Origin of the sequence: Streptomyces sp. NBC_00259 (genome assembly GCF_036181745.1) — a bacterium.
Classification (GTDB): domain Bacteria; phylum Actinomycetota; class Actinomycetes; order Streptomycetales; family Streptomycetaceae; genus Streptomyces; species Streptomyces pratisoli.
Window position 1 is genome coordinate 3,942,988 of record NZ_CP108080.1, and the last position, 17,054, is coordinate 3,960,041.

Sequence of the window (17,054 nt, forward strand, 5' to 3'; positions counted from 1 at the left end):
CGCGACCCCGCACAACCATCGTCCGCCACCGTGTGTCGTGCATAGCAGCGGACTGTGGGCACAATTGGCATGGCTGTTGGATATGGCGCAACGGATGGGGAGGCAGGGAACGACGGTGGCGGAACGTAGCACGGCTGCCGTCGACGTGGCCGACAACAGCGGCGAAGACCCGCTGGCCGCCGAGGCGGACAAGGCCGCGACCGACGGGGTGGCGCAAGCCGACGACGATACGGCGGAGCAGAACGCTCAGGACAAGGGCGGCGAACGGAAGAACCGTGAGCAGCCCACGATCATCACGCCCGAACTGCACAGCGGGCACAAGCTCGCCAGACGCTACCGACTCGAGGAGTGCGTCACCCGTTTGGACGGGTTCAGCAGTTGGCGTGCTGTCGACGAGAAACTGCGCCGGGCTGTCGGCGTTCATATCCTGCCCGGCGACCATCCCAGAGCACGATCCGTACTCGCCGCGGCCCGCTCCGCGGCTCTCCTCGGCGACCCCCGCTTCGTGCAGGTCCTGGACGCCGTCGAGGAAGACGAATTCGTCTACGTCGTCCACGAGTGGCTGCCGGACGCCACCGAACTGACGGCACTGCTCGCGGCAGGGCCGATGGAGGCTCACGACGCCTACCAGCTCGTCAGCCAGATCTCCCAGGCCATGGCCGCGGCGCACCGGGAAGGCCTCGCCCATCTGCGGCTCACGCCCAGCTCCGTGCTCCGCAGCTCCACCGGGCAGTACCGGATCCGCGGGCTCGCCGTGAACGCCGCACTGCGGGGCATCAGCACCGACCGTCCACAGCGCACGGACACCGAGGCGATCGGCGCCCTGCTGTACGCCGCGCTGACGCACCGCTGGCCGTACGAGAACGACGCGTACGGCCTCTCCGGGCTCCCCAAGGGCGTCGGACTCATCGCCCCCGACCAGGTGAGGGCAGGCGTCCACCGCGGGCTGTCCGAGCTCGCCATGCGCGCCCTGGTCAACGACGGGGCCACGGCATCCCGGCAGGAACTTCCCTGCACCACCCCGGACGAGCTGGCCAAGGCAGTTTCGGCCATGCCCCGGATCCGCCCGCCGGAGCCGGCTTTCACCGCCCCGCCGGAGTATCAGCGCACCACGTACCAGCAGGGCACCTACGGCCGGCCCTCGGCTCACCCCGGTGGGCCCGCCACCCAGCCCGTGGCGCCCCCGCCGGCGCCGCTGGAGAGCCGCACCGGGAGGCTCCTCAAGTGGACGGTGTCCGCTCTCCTCATCGCCGCGCTGGGGCTCGGCAGCTGGCAGATCGCCGACAAGCTCCTCGACCGTGACCCACCCGCTGTTGACCCCGGGAACAGCCGGACGACGGACGAGGACCAGGACGACAAGTCGAAGGCACCGCTGCCTCTGACCGTCCAGGGAGCCCAGGAGTACGCCCCCGACGGCAAGCCGCAGAGCCCGGCGAACGTCGGCAATACCCACGACAACGACGGATCCTCGTTCTGGCGCACCAAGCAGTACTTCGACGGACCCGAGCTCGCCCCGTTCAAGCAGGGCGTCGGAATCGTCTACGACCTCGGTGGCGAGCGGGACGTCACCGCCGCATCGATAGGGCTCCGCTATACGGGCGACCACACCACCGTCACGCTCTATGCGGTGGATTCGCTGGCACCGTCCGGTCCTGTCGAATCCATGAAGAAGATCGCCACTGGTCAGACCAGCGGCACAGCACTGAAGATCACGGCCAAGGAGCCGGTGAAGAGCCAGTACGTCCTGCTGTGGATGACCGCCGTGCCGCACGCACCGCAGGACGACTTCAGCTCCGAGGGCTACAAGCAGGGCATCACGGACGTGAAGTTCACCGGCTGACATCAGCGAGAAGTGGGGAGGGGGCTCACCGTTGGACAACGCCACACTTGGCGACGCGAGCGACCAGGAACTCCTGGATCGCCATGTCGCCGGGGACCCGGATGCCTTCGGTGAGCTCGTGCGGCGCCACCGCGATCGGCTCTGGGCCGTGGCGCTGCGCACCCTGGGGGACCGGGAGGAGGCCGCGGACGCGGTGCAGGACGCACTCGTCTCCGCCTTCCGGGCCGCCCACACCTTCCGGGGCCAGTCCGCCGTGACGACCTGGCTCCACCGGATCACGGTCAACGCCTGTCTCGACCGCGCCCGCAAGGCGGCCTCCCGCAAGACCTCACCCGTCGACGACACCGAGCGGCTGGAGCAGCTCCTCGAGCCCCATGAGTCCGCCGAGGCGCCCGCGGAGCGTCAGGACCTCCACCGAGAGCTTCTGGCCGCACTGGCGACACTGCCCGCCGATCAACGGGCGGCCCTGGTGCTGGTCGATATGCAGGGCTATCCGGTGGCCGAGGCTGCTCGTGTGCTGGACATCCCTACGGGAACCGTGAAGAGCCGCTGCGCACGTGGCCGGGCACGATTGCTTCCGCTGCTCACGCATCTGCGCGGTGACACCGGGAAGCGCGGTGACACCAGGGATAACGGCGGCCTCTCCAGGGGAAGGAACCGGACGCCAGGGACATCCGTCCCACCGGCGACGGGACCAAAGGATGCAGGACCGAGCGATCCTGCTGCTGTGAAGGGCGGAGGTGGGCGCGCGTGACCTCCACGACCGGCACGGCTCAGCACCCGGACGTTTCGGAGATCGCTGATCTCACCGAGGGACTCCTCTCACCAACCCGGCAGGCGGCCGTGAGGCGGCATCTCGACGGCTGCGAGCTGTGCGCCGATGTCCGCGCCTCGCTGGAGGAGATCCGGGGTCTGCTCGGCACCCTTCCCGGCCCGCAGCGGATGCCGGCCGACATCGCCGGCCGCATCGACGCGGCGCTGGCTGCCGAGGCACTGCTGAACGCCACTGTCCCGGATGACACTCCGGCGGATGTTTCACGTGAAACAGCGTCTTCGCCGAAGCACCCTGAGACCGTGCCCGCCGATCGCCCCGCAGGACGCCCTCGTGCGACCACCGGCCCAGGGCGCAGCCATTCGGCCCGTAGGCGTCGCCGTGTCACTGTGCTGACTGCCGCCTTCGGCACTGCGGCCGTCGGACTGAGCGTTCTGCTGTTCCAGTCCATGGGCACCGGAGGCAACAGCGCTGAGAAGACCGCCGGTGACGTCAGCGCGGCAGATGCGTCATCCGACTTCTCGCAGGACACGCTTCAGGCACACGTGCAGTCGCTCCTGGACACCCGAGCGACGGAGAAGGACACCTCTCCGGGCGGAACGAAGCCCGCTCCTCGTCTGGAGAAGGACTCCTCCGTCGGCACCGAGTCCACTCCCAACACCCCCCTACGCTCGTCGGCCGCTGCGGTGCCGGCCTGTGTCCAGGCAGGCACCGGCCGCGTCGAACCGGCCATGGCCGTCGAGCAAGGCACATATGACGGCACTCGGGCCTATCTCATCGTGTTGCCGCACACCCGCGACGCCTCTCAGGTCCAGGCCTACGTTGTGGCTGCCACCTGCGTCGACACGGCGCCGGCAGGCAAGGGTGAGCTCTTGCTGACGCGGACCTATCCTCGCCGCTGAAACCGCCTCCGTGCCGCTCGGACACCACGGGAATGCATGCCCCGTAGGATCCGTTGGGTGGGGTGAGAGACGTTGACGCCCCAGTAGGCAGTAGGCAGTCCGCAGAGACGAGGAAGAAACCCGTGAGCGACGTCCGTAATGTGATCATCATCGGCTCCGGGCCGGCCGGCTACACCGCCGCGCTGTACACCGCGCGTGCGTCGCTGCAGCCGCTGGTGTTCGAAGGCGCCGTCACCGCCGGCGGTGCGCTGATGAACACCACCGAGGTGGAGAACTTCCCCGGTTTCCGTGACGGCATCATGGGGCCGGACCTGATGGACAACATGCGGGCGCAGGCCGAGCGCTTCGGCGCCGAACTCGTCCCCGACGATGTCATCGCCGTGGATCTGACCGGTGACATCAAGACCGTCACGGACACCGCCGGCACCGTGCACCAGGCCAAGGCCGTGATCGTCACGACGGGCTCCCAGCACCGGAAGCTCGGCCTTCCGAACGAGGACACCCTCTCCGGGCGGGGAGTCTCCTGGTGCGCCACCTGTGACGGCTTCTTCTTCAAGGACCAGGACATCGCCGTCGTCGGTGGCGGCGACACCGCGATGGAGGAGGCGACCTTCCTCTCGCGCTTCGCCAAGTCCGTCACGATCGTCCACCGCCGCGACAGCCTCCGCGCCTCCAAGGCGATGCAGGAGCGCGCCTTCGCCGACCCGAAGATCAAGTTCGCCTGGGACAGCGAGGTCGCCGAGATCCACGGCGACCAGAAGCTCTCCGGGCTGACTCTGCGCAACACGAAGACCGGTGCGACCTCCGAGCTGCCGGCGACCGGCCTGTTCATCGCCGTCGGCCACGACCCGCGCACCGAGCTCTTCAAGGGGCAGCTGGAGCTCGACGGGGAGGGCTACCTGCAGGTGGACGCTCCTTCCACGCGCACGAACCTCACGGGCGTCTTCGGGGCCGGTGACGTGGTCGACCACACCTACCGGCAGGCCATCACCGCGGCCGGCACCGGCTGCTCCGCCGCTCTGGACGCCGAGCGCTTCCTGGCGGCTCTCGCCGACGAGGAGAAGGCCGCGGCAGCGACCGTCTGACTCACCTAGACCCCATCACCCCACACCCCACAAGTGAAGGAGGCCACCGTGGCCCTCAAGACAGTGACCGACGCGACCTTCGAAGAGGACGTCCTGAAGAGCGACAAGCCTGTGCTCGTGGACTTCTGGGCCGAGTGGTGCGGTCCGTGCCGCCAGATCGCCCCGTCGCTGGAGGCCATCGCTGCGGAGCACGGCGACAAGCTCGAAGTCGTCAAGCTCAACATCGACGAGAACCCCGCCACGGCTGCCAAGTACGGCGTCATGTCCATCCCGACGCTGAACGTCTACCAGGACGGCGAGGTCGCCCAGACCATCGTCGGCGCCAAGCCGAAGGCCATGCTCGTCCGCGAGCTCGACGCCTTCATCGGCGATGAGGTCGCCAAGGCCTGAAGCGCTCCGTTTCACGTGAAACATGAATGGGCCGACCTCAAGGGGTCGGCCCATTCGGTGTCTCTGGACAGGGCGCCGTTGCCGCGGATCGATCAGAGCGGCCGAAGCGCGGGTTCCTTCTGGACGGCTCCCAGAAGCCGGTCCAGCGCCAGCTCCACGTCTTCCTTCCAGGAGAGCGTGGTGCGTAGTTCCAGCCGCAGCCTGGGATGCGTGGGATGCGGGCGGACCGTCTTGAAGCCGACCGCCAGGAGATGGTCGGCAGGAAGGACGCAGGCCGGTTCGGTCCAGCGGGCGTCTCCGAACGCCTCGATCGCCTTGAAGCCCCGACGTAGCAAGTCCTTGGCGACGGTCTGCACCATGACACGTCCCAGTCCCTGCCCCTGGTACCCCGGCGTGATCCAGGCGGTCATCAGCTGCACGGCATCCGGTGAGACAGGGCTCGTCGGAAAGGCCGTGGAGCGCGGCACATAGGCGGGCGGGGCGTAGAGCACGAATCCGACCGGGACCTCGTCGACATAGACGACGCGGCCGCACGATCCCCACTCGAGCAGGACGGCGGAGATCCAGGCCTCCTTCTCCAGCTCGGGTCTTCCCGCCTTTACTGCTGCTTCTCCGCTGACTGGATCAAGCTCCCAGAAGACACAGGCTCGGCAGCGCTTGGGGAGGTCTGAAAGGTTGTCCAGTGTGAGCGGTACGAGCCGACGGCCCATGAAGGCTGTTCCTCGCTTCCTTCGACTGCCGCGCCAAGAGCAGCGGACAGCGCGCTCCGTTCCCGAAGCAGGCTGCCGATGAATCCGCCGACTGCGCCAATGCTCAGGCCGGCTGTAAGTAGGTGGCCGCGGCTCACCGGTCGCATGGCTCGCCTTCCTCTGAGATGGGTCAAGGTGGATGCGCCATACCAGAACGCATCGTATCCACCCAGCGAGGACACGCCTACCGTGAGACGGCAAAGGGCGGATCGTGTCCGCCGTCTGCCGGACACGATCCGCCCTGATGCGTGCGAGAGGCCTCAGGCCTCGTCGTCCTCCGCGCCTTCTTCGGAGAGCGCCTTCTCCATGACCCGCCCCTCGCCCGGAGCGAGGCTGCCGAGAATGCGGTCGAGATCCTCTATCGAGGCGAACTCGACAACGATCTTTCCCTTCTTCTGACCCAGGTCGACCTTCACTCGGGTCTCGAACCGGTCGGAGAGCCGAGAAGCAAGATCGGTGAGTGCCGGCGACAGCCGGGCGCCCGCCCGTGGGCCCTTCGCCCTGGGCGAGCTCGTGGGCCGCGAACCCATCAGCGTCACGATCTCTTCGACGGCTCGCACCGAGAGTCCCTCGGCGACGATCCGGTGTGCCAGCCGGTCCTGCTCCTCCGAGTCATCCACAGAGAGCAGCGCCCTGGCATGCCCCGCGGACAGCACACCTGCGGCGACCCGGCGCTGAACGGGAGGCGAGAGGCGCAGCAGACGCAGCGTGTTGGAGACCTGCGGACGTGAGCGTCCGATGCGGTCGGCCAACTGGTCATGTGTGCAGTTGAAGTCCTTGAGCAACTGGTCGTAGGCGGCTGCCTCTTCCAGTGGATTCAGCTGGGCCCGGTGGAGGTTCTCCAGAAGGGCATCCAGCAGAAGCTTCTCGTCATCCGTGGCACGCACGATCGCCGGGATGCGCTCCAGGCCCGCCTCACGGCAAGCGCGCCAGCGACGCTCGCCCATGATGAGCTCGTACCGCTCAGGCCCCAGTTGCCGTACGACGACAGGCTGGAGGAGCCCGACCTCCTTGATGGAGGTGACCAACTCGGCGAGCGCGTCCTCGTCGAACACCTCACGCGGCTGGCGAGGGTTCGGAGTGATGGAGTCCAGCGGCACCTCGGCGAAGTGCGCACCGGCAGGCGACACGGGCTCGGTGAAGTCCTCCGTGTCCGGTTCGGCCGCACGCTGCTCGGGAGCCATGGGTGCCGAGGGAAGCGTGGCAAGCTTCGCCGCCGCCACGCCTCGCTCCGTCGTCAGGACCGGAGCCGCACCCGAGGAGGACGAACCTGCCCCTTCGGAAGGCCCCGGCCTCTCCTGCGGAGCGGCCGGGATCAGTGCACCGAGCCCACGCCCCAGACCTCTACGTCGCTCGCTCACTGGATCCCCTTCGGCTTACTCTGCTGACTGTTCTGGCCGGCCACATGCGCGGGCTGGGCCTCATAGTGAACCCCGACACCGCGCAGCGCGATCTCACGGGCAGCCTCAAGATACGACAGCGAGCCACTGGAGCCCGGGTCGTAGGTGAGCACCGTCTGCCCGTAGCTGGGTGCCTCGGAGATACGCACGGACCGCGGAATGCTGGTCCGCAGAACCTCATCCCCGAAGTGACTGCGCACCTCGTCCGCGACCTGTGAGGCGAGCCTGGTGCGACCGTCATACATGGTGAGCAGGATCGTCGACACATGCAGCGTGGGGTTGAGGTGACCGCGTACCAGGTCGACGTTCCGCAGGAGCTGTCCGAGACCCTCCAGCGCGTAGTACTCGCACTGGATCGGGATCAGCACCTCCGCACCGGCGACGAGTGCGTTGACGGTCAGCAGACCCAGCGACGGCGGACAGTCGATGAGGATGTAGTCCAGGGGCTGCTCATACGCCTGGATCGCTCTCTGCAGCCGGCTCTCCCGTGCCACCAGAGACACCAGCTCGATCTCCGCACCGGCGAGATCGATGGTGGCTGGGGCACAGAAGAGGCCTTCAACGTCTGGAACCGGCTGGACCACTTCAGAGAGCGGCTTGCTCTCCACCAGGACGTCGTAGATGGATGGCACTTCGGCGTGGTGGTCGATCCCCAAGGCCGTGGAGGCATTGCCCTGGGGGTCGAGGTCGATCACCAGAACGCGCGCACCGTGCAGCGCGAGCGAAGCGGCAAGATTGACCGTTGTGGTGGTCTTGCCCACTCCACCCTTCTGGTTGGCGACGACGATGACGCGGGTCTGCTCAGGTCGGGGGAGGCCCTCACCGGCACGACCCAGAGCCTCCACCGCCAGTTGGGCAGCACGACCAATGGGAGTGTCGTCCATCGGCGGAGGTGTTTCACGTGAAACATCCTCCCCCGTGGACTCGGTACGGGGACCAGGGACCGGATCGGTCATCGGTCCCGCGATGTTGGCGTCGGACCGCAAGGATTCACTCTCCTCGACTTCAGGCTCGCGATGAACAGAGCCTGCCATGCTTTCGGGGTCGTGAACCAGCGAGGCCGGTGGTTCTGTGGAGAATTCCACCTCTGTGGACAACTCCGTGACCCTTGAGAGGGGCTTGCGGTCGCGCGGCGTAGCGGCCACACGGCCGCGGCTGATGATTCCCTGCAGCAGTGAGCGACGTTTCACGTGAAACACGATGCACACGCCGCACGGTCACAGCGTTACGACACTCCGAAATGCGTACGTACGAGGACGCAGGCCGACAACCGGCAGGCAAGGGAAGTCACCGTGATCAACGACGGCGGCGAGTGCGCCCCGTCCTCGCGGCCTTGGCCCGCTTGGCCGCGAACCGCACACCGCCAGGGCTCTCCCCGACCTCGACTCGCACCACTGTGGACAACGGATCGACGATCCCCTGACCGACCTGGACCACGGAGGTCTCCACGACCCCGAGCTTGCTCAGGGCCGCACGGGCGCCATGGAGCTCTTCCTGTGCCGTGTCGCCCTTGAGGGCCAGCATCTCCCCGTAAGGGCGCAGCAGCGGAACGCCCCACCCTGCCAGCCGGTCCAGCGGCGCCACCGCACGTGCCGTGACGACATGTACGGGCGGCAGCTTGTCGAGCATTTCCTCGGCCCGTCCGCGCACCACCGTGACATGGTCCAGCCCCAGCAGCTCGACGACCTCCTGGAGGAAGTTCGTCCGTCGCAGCAACGGCTCAAGAAGCGTGATCTTGAGATCCGGGCGAACGAGAGCCAGTGGAATGCCGGGCAGGCCGGCACCGGAGCCGACATCGCACACCGTGACGCCTTCCGGGACCACCTCCGAGAGCACCGCACAGTTCAGCAGGTGCCGCTCCCACAGCCGCGGCACTTCACGGGGGCCGATCAGACCGCGCTTGACTCCCGCATCCGCGAGCAGCTCCGCGTACCTGACAGCCTCGGGGAAGAACTCACCGAACACCGTCCGAGCTTCTTCTGGTGCCTGGGGAAGCTCTGCTGCCTCCGTCACCGGAACCGTCCTTCCGTACCGCACTACCGCGCTGTGGTGGCTGATTAACAGGCTGACAAAATTCGGCCCCGCCTGCGAACAGACGGGGCCGACAGAACGACGAAGGTCAGGCCGGGAGCACGACGACGAAGCGCTGCGGCTCCTCGCCCTCGGACTCGCTGCGCAGACCGGCGGCCGCGACCGCGTCGTGCACAACCTTGCGCTCGAACGGGGTCATCGGCTTCAGCTTCACGGGCTCACCGCTGTTCTTGACCTCGTCCGCGGCCTTGGCGCCGATCTCTGCGAGCTCGGCACGCTTCTGAGCGCGGTAGCCGGCGATGTCCAGCATCAGTCGGCTCCGGTCGCCGGTCTCCCGGTGCACCGCAAGTCGCGTCAGCTCCTGGAGCGCCTCCAGCACCTCGCCGTCGCGGCCCACGAGCTTCTGGAGATCCCGGCTGCCCGCTTCGCTGATGATCGAGACCGCGGCCCTGTCCGCCTCGACGTCCATGTCGATGTCGCCGTCGAGATCGGCGATGTCGAGCAGGCCCTCGAGGTAGTCAGCGGCGATCTCCCCTTCCTGCTCCAGGCGGGTCAGGGTGTCGCCACCCTCGGCGGCGGAGGTGGTGCCTTCCGTCACGGATGGACTCCTTCTTACTTCTTGGACGACGGGTGCTTGGGCCGCTGCTGGCCCTTGCGCTGTCCAGACTTGGCTTGGCGGGCGTTACCAGGGGCAGTCTTGCCCGCCGGCTTCGGCTTGGTGTCCTGCGGCTCGTCCTGCTTCTGCAGCGACAGCTTGTCCTCACCGGTCTGCTGGGCACCACCGGACTGGCGCTGAGACTTGCTCTGGCGCTTGGGCTGCCGCCGCGCGGCGGCGCCGGCATCGGCGTCGGCGGTGACGGTGTCGCTCTTGATCACGGTGCCGTCCGCCTGAGCGGCGTAGCCCGCCTTGGCCAGGCCGGCGATGAACTTGCGCTCGTTGTCGTTGCGGTCCGAGCCCTTGGCGACGATGGCCTGGACGATGTTGCGCTTGCGGCGGCCGCGCACCTCACCGTGGGCCGAGACACCCTTCAGCAGACGCTGCAGGTAGCTGTCCTGCGCCTTGGAACCCGGCGTCGGGTTCTGGTTGATCACGTACATCTGCTGGCCCATGGTCCACACGTTGGTGGTCAGCCAGTAGACGAGGACACCGACCGGGAAGTTGATGCCCATGACGGCGAAGATGATCGGGAAGATGTACATCAGCATCTTCTGCTGCTGCATGTACGGCGTCTTGACCGACAGGTCGACGTTCTTCTGCATCAGCTGGCGCTGCGTGTAGAACTGCGACGCCGACATCAGGACGATCATGATGGCGGTGATGACGCGGACATCGGTCAGCGACGCGTGGAGCGCGGCGACCTTGTCTTCCGAGTCCGTGAACTTCGCGGCGATCGGGGCACCGAAGATCTTGGCCTGCCGCGCGCTGTCCACCAGGTTCTGGTTGAGCACGCCGATCGTCTTGCCGCTGGCGATGTTGCTCAGCACGTGGTAGAGCGCGAAGAAGAACGGCGACTGCGCGAGGATGGGCAGACACGAGGACAGCGGGTTGGTGCCCGTGTCCTTGTACAGCTTCATCATCTCTTCGGACTGACGCTGTCGATCGTTCTTGTAGCGCTCCTGGATCGCCTTCATCTTCGGCTGGAGCGCCTGCATGTTCCGCATCGACTTGATCTGCTTCACAAAGAGCGGGATCAGGCAGATACGGATCAACACCACCAGGGACACGATGGACAGTCCCCAGGCCCAGCCCGTGTCGGGGCCGAAGAGCGCCCCGTACAACGAGTGGAACTGGACGATGATCCAGGAAACGGGTGTGGTGATAAAGCTGAAGAGACTGGCAATCGTGTCCACTAATCAGGCTCCTTGAGCATTGGGCGAGGTCTCTGCGGCCGGGCTGGTCTCAGGGGGTTGCCCGCCCTTGCCGCCACGCAGGTAGTCGCGCAGCAGCTCGTGCCAACGAGGTCGTTTACGGGGAGGGACGTGGTCCACACCGCCGGGCGACCACGGATTGCACCGCAGAATCCGCCAGGCGGTCAGCGCCGTGCCCTTCACCGCGCCATGCCGGTCGATGGCGGTGTACCCGTAGTGAGAACACGACGGGTAGTACCGGCAGACGGGCCCCAGCAGTGGGCTGATCGTCCACTGGTACAGCTTGATCAGAGCCAGCAGCGGGTACTTCATCGCGCGCCCCCTCCCAGCAGCCGCTGAAGAGCGGCGTCCAGGTCTCGGGCCAGGTGTACATGATCGGCGTCACCCGCACCGGGCAGCGCCCGTACGACCACCAGGCTACCGGGGGGCAGCTCGGACAGTCGTTCGCGTATCAGGTGCCGCAGTCTCCGCTTCACCTGGTTCCGTGTGACCGCGCCACCCACCGCCTTGCTCACGACGAAACCCGCACGCGTCGGGGGAGCGCTCTCCCCAGGCGCGTGCGGGTCCGTTGCACCGCTGCGTAGATGGACGACGAGAAGCGGGCGTCCGGCCCGGCGTCCTCGGCGTACCGCGATCGCGAAGTCCTCGCGCCGCCTCAGCCGATTCTCGGTAGGCAGCACGTCATGACCTGACGGCGATCAGGCGGACAGGTTGGCGCGACCCTTGCTGCGGCGGTTCGCCAGAATGGCGCGGCCGGCACGGGTACGCATGCGCAGGCGGAAACCGTGGGTCTTCGCGCGACGACGGTTGTTCGGCTGGAAGGTGCGCTTGCTCACTCGGGGGCTCCAGTAATGATTCGTGTGGCGGCGGGGCATCGCCTGGCTGTCACCGTGCGCCCACGAGTAGCTCGCAATACGCCCGAGTGCACCGCTTCACGATCACTCATCGTGATCTTTGCCCATCGGAGGCAGGCGGCAGCAGCCATCGACAACTCGACCTGGTTACGGTACGCGCGGCTACGCCATCCGGTCAAACCAGGGTCACGGTGGCCCCGTCTGTGCACAGGCTGTGGACAACAACTTGAACCACGCGGGTCGCCCTGACTACCGTGACTGGACTCGAATTCCTTTCCTACCCGCCTGCCGGGCCTGACCGACCCGTCCCGAGAACCACACATTCGTGGGACCTGTGAGAGAGCGTGCCTTGTGGCTGACGTACCTGCCGATCTTGCCGCAGTATGGCCACGAGTGCTGGAACAGCTCCTCGGAGAAGGCCAGCAAGGCATCGAGCCCAAGGACAAGCAGTGGATCGAGCGGTGCCAGCCCCTCGCGCTGGTGGCCGACACCGCACTCCTCGCCGTCCCCAATGAGTGGGGCAAGCGTGTCCTCGAGGGCCGGCTCGCCCCGCTGATCAGCGAAACCCTCAGCCGTGAGTGCGGTCGGCCGATCCGGATCGCGATCACCGTCGACGACACCGCCGGCGAACCCGCGCCCCCGCCGGCGCCCTCCGCGCAGCAGTCCCGCTACCAGGGTCCGCACCACGACGGGCCGCGCCAGAACGACACCTACGAGGGATACGGTCACCGCCCCGCGAACGACGACGGGCTGCCGACCGTCCGCCCCGCCTACCCCGAGTACCAGCAGCACCGCCCCGAGCCCGGAGCGTGGCCGCGCACCCAGGAAGAGCTGTCCTGGCAGCAGCCGCGACTCGGCGGTTTCCAGGAGCGTGACCCCTACGCGACGGCCCGCCCCCAGCAGCCGCAGCACGACTACCGCTCTCCGATGCCCGACCGCGGGCAGTACGACCAGCGCCCCGACCGGCACGACATGCCGGAGTCGCAGGGCCCGCGCCACGGTGGCCACGGCGGCCACGCGGGCGGCGGTGGCGTCCCCGGCCCTCTCGGCGCACAGCCCGCGCCGGCTCCGGGCCCCGGCGAGCCGCACGCCCGGCTCAACCCCAAGTACCTCTTCGACACCTTCGTCATCGGCGCGTCCAACAGGTTCGCGCACGCCGCCGCCGTCGCGGTGGCCGAGGCGCCGGCGAAGGCGTACAACCCCCTTTTCATCTACGGGGAGTCGGGCCTCGGCAAGACGCATCTGCTGCACGCCATCGGGCACTACGCGCGGAGCCTCTACCCGGGCACCCGCGTGCGGTACGTGAGCTCCGAGGAGTTCACCAACGAGTTCATCAACTCGATCCGCGACGGCAAGGGCGACACGTTCCGCAAGCGCTACCGCGATGTGGACATCCTGTTGGTCGACGACATCCAGTTCCTCGCGAGCAAGGAGTCGACGCAGGAGGAGTTCTTCCACACCTTCAACACGCTCCACAACGCGAACAAGCAGATCGTGCTGTCCTCCGACCGGCCGCCCAAGCAGCTGATGACGCTGGAGGACCGGCTGCGGAACCGCTTCGAGTGGGGTCTCACCACCGATGTGCAGCCGCCCGAGCTGGAGACGCGGATCGCGATCCTCCGCAAGAAGGCGGTGCAGGAGCAGCTCAACGCCCCGCCGGAAGTACTGGAGTTCATCGCCTCCCGGATCTCACGCAACATCCGTGAGCTGGAGGGTGCGCTGATCCGGGTCACGGCTTTCGCGAGCCTCAACCGGCAGCCGGTCGATCTCGGGCTCACCGAGATCGTCCTCAAGGACCTCATCCCGGGCGGCGAGGACGCCGCTCCGGAGATCACCGCGAGCGCCATCATGGCGGCGACCGCCGACTACTTCGGGCTGACCGTGGAGGACCTCTGCGGGTCCTCGCGCAGCCGGGTACTGGTCACCGCTCGGCAGATCGCGATGTACCTGTGCCGGGAGCTCACCGATCTGTCACTGCCGAAGATCGGTGCGCAGTTCGGCGGCCGCGACCACACGACGGTGATGCACGCGGACCGGAAGATCCGCGCGCTGATGGCCGAGCGGCGGTCCATCTACAACCAGGTCACCGAGCTCACGAACCGCATCAAGAACGGCTGACGCGAGCTTCCACAGAGCTCCGTACAGGCTGTGCACTCGGCTCCGAAGGGCGCCCCGGGACGGATTCCGGGGCGCCCTTCGCGGCTTCGGGGACGCCCCCGCGCAACTGCGCCGCCATCAACGGGCCATCGTGGTGTTCGAATAGCTGTCGTCGACGGCCCGTTCTCCACAGAGATCCGGAAGATCTTCCGTCCACAGCCTGGGGACTGCGAAGTTGTCCAGATTGCGTCCACAGGCGTGGGGGCCGAGAGGTGATCACTCCAGGTCAGCCGGTTGTGGAATTGTGTCCAACCGCGCTCCACAGACTGTGGACGCCCGGCTCGTCCACAAGGCGTGATCCTGGGTTGTCCCCACCCGGCCCACAGGCGCGGCTCCGTTGCCCACAGCTTCTCCACACCCCTGTCCACTGTTCGGCAACGAAACACCCCGGCTCACCGGACCGAGTGAAAGGCGTCACACCAAGGTGCTGGGTTGGCCTGTGGGGAACCTGGGTAAAGCTGGGGACGGCACTGGGGAGAAGTCCCAGCGGCCTGTGCATCGGGTGTGCAGAACTTTCCGCCGTCCACAGATCCGCCCGGTTGTCCACTGCTGCCGCCCACAGGGCCCGTGGACAAAAAAACGGGTCTGACCTGCGCGGACGGGGTTATCCACGGTTTCCACAGCCCCTACTACTACTCCCACTCTTAGTTACCCGGGAATCTGCTTCGAAGAGGGGCCTGTGCACAACTCGCCGCCGGAGCCTCGGCTGCCTCTTGTCTCGACTTGACCCCGAGCCGCACCGAGTGTCGGTGCGGTGCGTCAGACTGGTCTCCGGCATCGGGCCCCGCCATCCGTCGGGAGCCCTGCCGACACGAAGGCCAGCAGGGCGAGCGAGCAACAGCAGGAGGCGGTTCCGGTGAAGATCCGGGTGGAGCGCGATGTACTCGCGGAGGCGGTGGCGTGGGTGGCCCGGAGCCTCCCGGCACGTCCGCCGGCGCCCGTTCTCGCGGGCCTTCTTCTGAAGGCGGAGGACGGAGCCCTCAGCTTCTCCAGCTTCGACTACGAGGTCTCGGCGAAGGTCTCGGTCGAGGCGGAGGTCGAGGAGGACGGGACGGTGCTCGTCTCCGGCCGCCTTCTCGCCGACATCTGCCGTGCCCTCCCCAACCGCCCGGTGGAGATTTCCACAGACGGTGTACGGGCGACCGTGGTCTGCGGCTCCTCCCGCTTCACCCTCCACACGCTCCCTGTGGAGGAGTACCCGGCGCTGCCGCAGATGCCGACCGCGACCGGCACGGTCCCGGGTGAGGTCTTCGCCTCGGCCGCCGCCCAGGTCGCCATCGCCGCGGGCCGGGACGACACGCTGCCCGTCCTCACCGGCGTACGGATCGAGATCGAGGGCGACACCGTCACCCTGGCCTCCACCGACCGCTACCGCTTCGCGGTCCGCGAGTTCCTGTGGAAGCCCGAGTCCCCCGACGCCTCCGCGGTCGCCCTGGTGCCCGCGAAGACGCTCCTGGACACCGCCAAGGCGCTGACCAGCGGTGACACGGTCATCCTGGCGCTCTCCGGTTCGGGTGCCGGCGAGGGTCTGATCGGTTTCGAGGGTGCCGGTCGCCGCACCACCACCCGGCTTCTCGAGGGTGACCTGCCGAAGTACCGGACGCTCTTCCCCACCGAGTTCAACTCGGTCGCGGTGATCGAGACCGCCCCGTTCGTCGAGGCCGTCAAGCGTGTCGCCCTGGTCGCCGAGCGGAACACTCCGGTCCGGCTCAGCTTCGAGCAGGGTGTGCTGATCCTGGAGGCCGGTTCCAGCGACGATGCACAGGCTGTGGAGCGGGTGGACGCGCAGCTGGAGGGCGACGACATCTCGATCGCCTTCAACCCGACGTTCCTGCTCGACGGACTGAGCGCCATCGACTCCCCGGTGGCCCAGCTGTCCTTCACCACCTCCACGAAGCCCGCGCTGCTGAGCGGTAAGCCGGCGGTCGACGCGGAGGCGGACGAGGCGTACAAGTACCTGATCATGCCGGTGCGTCTGAGCGGCTGAGCCCCTGCACGGCCCCACTTCTGAGCGGCCGACCCCACAGGTGTGTGCCCGTGTCCCGGCGTAGGCTCGGACGCGGGTACGAAACGCCACACCGTAAGGAATCTGTCTGATGGAGCTCGGTCTCGTCGGCCTCGGCAAGATGGGCGGCAACATGCGCGAGCGCATTCGCCGCGCAGGCCACACCGTCATCGGTTACGACCGCAATCCGGATCTCGCCGATGTCCACAGCCTTCAGGAGCTTGTGGACAAGCTCAAGGGACCGCGTGTGGTGTGGGTGATGGTCCCGGCGGGTGCCGCGACCCAGGCCACGATCGACGAGCTGGCCGCGCTGCTGTCGCCCGGCGACATCGTCGTGGACGGCGGCAACTCCCGCTGGACCGACGACGAGCGGCACGCCGTCGAGCTGGGCATCAAGGGCATCGGCTTCGTCGACTGCGGTGTGTCGGGCGGTGTCTGGGGCCTGGAGAACGGCTACGCGCTGATGTACGGCGGCTCCGAGGAGCATGTCGCCAAGGTGCAGCCCGTCTTCGACGCGCTGAAGCCCGAGGGCGACTTCGGCTCGGTGCACGCGGGCAAGGTCGGTGCCGGTCACTTCGCGAAGATGGTCCACAACGGCATCGAGTACGCCATGATGCAGGCCTACGCCGAGGGCTGGGAGCTGCTGGAGAAGGTCGACTCGGTCACGGACGTGCGCGAGGTCTTCCGCTCGTGGCAGGAGGGCACGGTCATCCGTTCCTGGCTGCTCGACCTCGCGGTCAACGCGCTGGACGAGGACGAGCACCTGGAGCAGCTGCGCGGTTATGCACAGGACTCCGGCGAGGGCCGGTGGACCGTGGAGGCCGCGATCGACAACGCGGTGCCGCTGCCGGCGATCACCGCGTCGCTGTTCGCGCGGTTCGCGTCCCGGCAGGACGACTCCCCGCAGATGAAGATGATCGCCGCCCTGCGCAACCAGTTCGGCGGGCACGCGGTCGAGAGCAAGAAGTAATCCACAGGCTGTTGGCACAGCTGTGAGCGG

At 67.6% G+C, this 17,054-nt stretch carries 17 protein-coding genes; 8 read left to right on the forward strand and 9 right to left on the reverse strand.

The window, feature by feature from the left end:
- Positions 1-115 precede the first annotated feature (115 nt).
- The 5 genes from OG766_RS17710 to trxA all read left to right on the forward strand — a co-directional run bounded on the left by OG766_RS17710 (position 116) and on the right by trxA (position 4,989).
- Positions 116-1,840, forward strand: coding sequence for a protein kinase family protein (locus tag OG766_RS17710; RefSeq protein WP_266380284.1), 1,725 nt, complete (start codon positions 116-118; stop codon positions 1,838-1,840).
- 31 nt (positions 1,841-1,871) lie between these two features.
- Positions 1,872-2,594: an RNA polymerase sigma factor SigM gene (gene sigM / locus OG766_RS17715; RefSeq protein ID WP_266380287.1), complete on the forward strand. Its 723-nt coding sequence runs from the start codon at positions 1,872-1,874 to the stop codon at positions 2,592-2,594.
- On the forward strand, positions 2,591-3,514 hold the full coding sequence (locus tag OG766_RS17720) for an anti-sigma factor family protein (protein ID WP_266380290.1): 924 nt from the start codon (positions 2,591-2,593) through the stop codon (positions 3,512-3,514). The genes sigM and OG766_RS17720 overlap by 4 nt, the downstream gene beginning before the upstream one ends.
- Before the next feature lie 122 nt (positions 3,515-3,636).
- A complete protein-coding gene (trxB, locus tag OG766_RS17725; protein WP_328725743.1) occupies positions 3,637-4,599 on the forward strand; it encodes a thioredoxin-disulfide reductase in 963 nt (320 codons plus the stop codon).
- A gap of 48 nt (positions 4,600-4,647) precedes the next feature.
- On the forward strand, positions 4,648-4,989 hold the full coding sequence (gene trxA / locus OG766_RS17730) for a thioredoxin (RefSeq protein ID WP_266380297.1): 342 nt from the start codon (positions 4,648-4,650) through the stop codon (positions 4,987-4,989).
- Positions 4,990-5,081: 92 nt separating this feature from the next.
- Here the strand turns inward: trxA and OG766_RS17735 are convergent, their stop codons facing one another.
- The 9 genes from OG766_RS17735 to rpmH form a co-directional block, all read right to left on the reverse strand.
- Positions 5,082-5,699, reverse strand: a complete 618-nt coding sequence (locus OG766_RS17735) for a GNAT family N-acetyltransferase (RefSeq protein ID WP_266380300.1) — start codon at positions 5,697-5,699, stop codon at positions 5,082-5,084.
- A 299-nt stretch (positions 5,700-5,998) separates the two neighbouring features.
- The gene (locus tag OG766_RS17740) at positions 5,999-7,099 is read right to left on the reverse strand and encodes a ParB/RepB/Spo0J family partition protein (RefSeq protein ID WP_328725744.1); all 1,101 of its coding nucleotides are present in this window, start codon (positions 7,097-7,099) and stop codon (positions 5,999-6,001) included.
- Entirely contained in the window at positions 7,096-8,172 is a 1,077-nt protein-coding gene (locus tag OG766_RS17745) for a ParA family protein (RefSeq protein ID WP_323137331.1), read from the reverse strand. Before OG766_RS17745 ends, OG766_RS17740 begins: the two co-directional genes overlap by 4 nt.
- Positions 8,173-8,434: 262 nt before the next feature.
- Positions 8,435-9,151 (reverse strand): 16S rRNA (guanine(527)-N(7))-methyltransferase RsmG, encoded by a 717-nt coding sequence (gene rsmG, locus OG766_RS17750; protein ID WP_266380307.1) that lies wholly within the window; start codon positions 9,149-9,151, stop codon positions 8,435-8,437.
- A gap of 106 nt (positions 9,152-9,257) precedes the next feature.
- Positions 9,258-9,767 carry a Jag family protein gene (locus tag OG766_RS17755; protein WP_266380312.1) on the reverse strand — a complete coding sequence of 170 codons (510 nt, stop codon included), beginning with the start codon at positions 9,765-9,767 and terminating at the stop codon, positions 9,258-9,260.
- Between the two features lie 14 nt (positions 9,768-9,781).
- Entirely contained in the window at positions 9,782-11,020 is a 1,239-nt protein-coding gene (gene yidC, locus OG766_RS17760; protein ID WP_328725745.1) for a membrane protein insertase YidC, read from the reverse strand.
- Positions 11,021-11,023: 3 nt separating this feature from the next.
- Positions 11,024-11,350 (reverse strand): membrane protein insertion efficiency factor YidD, encoded by a 327-nt coding sequence (yidD, locus tag OG766_RS17765; protein WP_266380318.1) that lies wholly within the window; start codon positions 11,348-11,350, stop codon positions 11,024-11,026.
- Positions 11,347-11,718 carry a ribonuclease P protein component gene (gene rnpA, locus OG766_RS17770; RefSeq protein ID WP_266380321.1) on the reverse strand — a complete coding sequence of 124 codons (372 nt, stop codon included), beginning with the start codon at positions 11,716-11,718 and terminating at the stop codon, positions 11,347-11,349. The genes yidD and rnpA overlap by 4 nt, the downstream gene beginning before the upstream one ends.
- 18 nt (positions 11,719-11,736) lie before the next feature.
- On the reverse strand, positions 11,737-11,874 hold the full coding sequence (gene rpmH, locus OG766_RS17775; protein ID WP_018846094.1) for a 50S ribosomal protein L34: 138 nt from the start codon (positions 11,872-11,874) through the stop codon (positions 11,737-11,739).
- A gap of 369 nt (positions 11,875-12,243) precedes the next feature.
- Between rpmH and dnaA the strand changes: the two genes are divergently transcribed.
- The 3 genes from dnaA to gnd all read left to right on the forward strand — a co-directional run bounded on the left by dnaA (position 12,244) and on the right by gnd (position 17,024).
- Positions 12,244-14,010, forward strand: a complete 1,767-nt coding sequence (gene dnaA, locus OG766_RS17780; protein ID WP_328725746.1) for a chromosomal replication initiator protein DnaA — start codon at positions 12,244-12,246, stop codon at positions 14,008-14,010.
- An 895-nt stretch (positions 14,011-14,905) separates the two neighbouring features.
- Positions 14,906-16,036, forward strand: a complete 1,131-nt coding sequence (gene dnaN / locus OG766_RS17785; RefSeq protein ID WP_266380326.1) for a DNA polymerase III subunit beta — start codon at positions 14,906-14,908, stop codon at positions 16,034-16,036.
- A gap of 109 nt (positions 16,037-16,145) precedes the next feature.
- On the forward strand, positions 16,146-17,024 hold the full coding sequence (gene gnd, locus OG766_RS17790; RefSeq protein WP_266380328.1) for a phosphogluconate dehydrogenase (NAD(+)-dependent, decarboxylating): 879 nt from the start codon (positions 16,146-16,148) through the stop codon (positions 17,022-17,024).
- Positions 17,025-17,054 lie beyond the last annotated feature (30 nt).